We start from the raw sequence: 1,605 nt of genomic DNA on the forward strand, positions 1-1,605 counted from the left end.
CGAAACAGCGAACGAAGAAGTCAACAACCACACGACCCCGCCGCACAGGTTAAAGATCAAGCTAGCCGCCCTCCAGCGCGGCCACCGCTTCCTTCGCGGCCTTGATGGCGCCCTTGTTGATCGTGTCCGTGCTCGGTGCCTTCTTCGACTCGAAGTCGCTGCCGTTGTACGTGACGACCACCAGCGCGTTGGACGCGCGGACGAACACCTGGCCCTCGCGGGTCTCCTGCTTGTCCTCGGTGGTGAGGTTGACGATGGAGTACGCGGTGTCACCCAGACCGGGGACGGCACCTCCGCCGCTCTTCTCCTCGGTGCGCCCCTTGTAGGCCTTCTCCGCCGCCTCGTCCGACTCCATCACCTCGAAGGACACGTCGAGCCAGCGGTAGTTGTACCCCTTGAGCGCGTTCCAGGAGCAGGTGCGGCGCAACTCCGTGTCCGTGGACGGGATCTCCTTCCCGGCCGTCTTGGCACCCGGCACCAGCGACTCGACCGTCTTCTTGGCGACGCTGTCGCACGGCGCGGGCGCGGCCGAGTAGGCCTTCGACCCCGTCGACGTCGACGGGGCGGACGCGGACTGGGTCTCGGTCTTCTCGTCGGCCGGCTTGTGCTCGGCGGCCTGCGGCGCGGCGAGCGGGCCGGACGACAGTGCCCAGCCCGCCGCGGCGAGCACGGCCACCGGGGACAGGCGTGCGGTCAGGGCCAGGGGCAGAGGTAGGGAACGCACGGCGCCCTTCTCGTGGGGGACGGACGGTGCGGATCTGGTCCGCACGGCGGACGGGACGACAGTTTCACATGACTCTCTGTGGTGCGAAAGGGCGAACTCGCTCCGTGGCTGCGCGGTGACGGTGACTCACTGTCGACGGTCGTGGTTTCGGTCGGTTCGGCGGTCACTGGGCGGTTTGTCATCGCACGGGGCGCACAGGAGCGGGGTGGCCTATCGTTGCGGACATGGTCTTCCAGCCGTCGACGGAACCCGCCGTCTTCCACGCAACGCTCCGCGACCAGTTCGAGACATTCCTCGATGAGCATCGCTCCGCGCTGCACGACAGCCTGAACGGGCTGACCGAAGAGCAGGCACGCCGGTCACTGGTCCCGTCCAAGACGACGCTGCTCGGCCTGGTCAAGCACGCCACGTTCGTAGAGAAGGTCTGGTTCGACGAGGGGACAACCTGCCGGTCCCGTGCCGTGATCGGCATTCCCGACTCGCCCGACGAGTCGTTCGACCTCCACGACGACGACACGATCGCCACAGTCCAGCACGCCTACCAGCAGGCATGCGCGGCATCCCGTCGCGCCACGGCAAAGCTGACGCTGGACGACCTCGTACTGGGCAACCGCCGGGGCCCGCTGCCGCTGCGCTGGGTCTACCTCCACACGTTGCGCGAGCTGGCCCAGCACTGCGGCCACGCCGACATCCTCCGCGAGCAAATCCTCAGCGGCACGACATCCCACGGCTGAAGCGGAGGCTGTCCGAAGTTCACAGCACGTCCCCCGCGCCTCTCCACCGAGGTACTGCCCAGGCCAGCACGTAGCCGATGCCGTTGACGGCCCAGTGCAGCGCCGCGGGCGCCAGCAGACTTCCGGACCGGCGCCGCAGCTCGCACA

The 1,605-nt window shown here is 68.1% G+C and carries 2 protein-coding genes; one reads left to right on the forward strand and one right to left on the reverse strand.

Going from position 1 to position 1,605, the window contains the following annotated elements; translation table 11 throughout:
• Positions 1-61: 61 nt before the first annotated feature.
• Positions 62-724 carry a hypothetical protein gene (locus tag AOQ53_RS37525; RefSeq protein WP_059424322.1) on the reverse strand — a complete coding sequence of 221 codons (663 nt, stop codon included), beginning with the start codon at positions 722-724 and terminating at the stop codon, positions 62-64.
• A gap of 224 nt (positions 725-948) precedes the next feature.
• On the opposite strand from AOQ53_RS37525, the gene AOQ53_RS37530 reads away from it, so the two are divergent.
• Positions 949-1,458, forward strand: a complete 510-nt coding sequence (locus AOQ53_RS37530) for a DinB family protein (protein WP_059424324.1) — start codon at positions 949-951, stop codon at positions 1,456-1,458.
• The last annotated feature ends 147 nt before the right edge of the window (positions 1,459-1,605 follow it).

This window comes from Streptomyces azureus, from assembly GCF_001270025.1.
GTDB classification, from domain to species: Bacteria; Actinomycetota; Actinomycetes; order Streptomycetales; family Streptomycetaceae; genus Streptomyces; species Streptomyces azureus.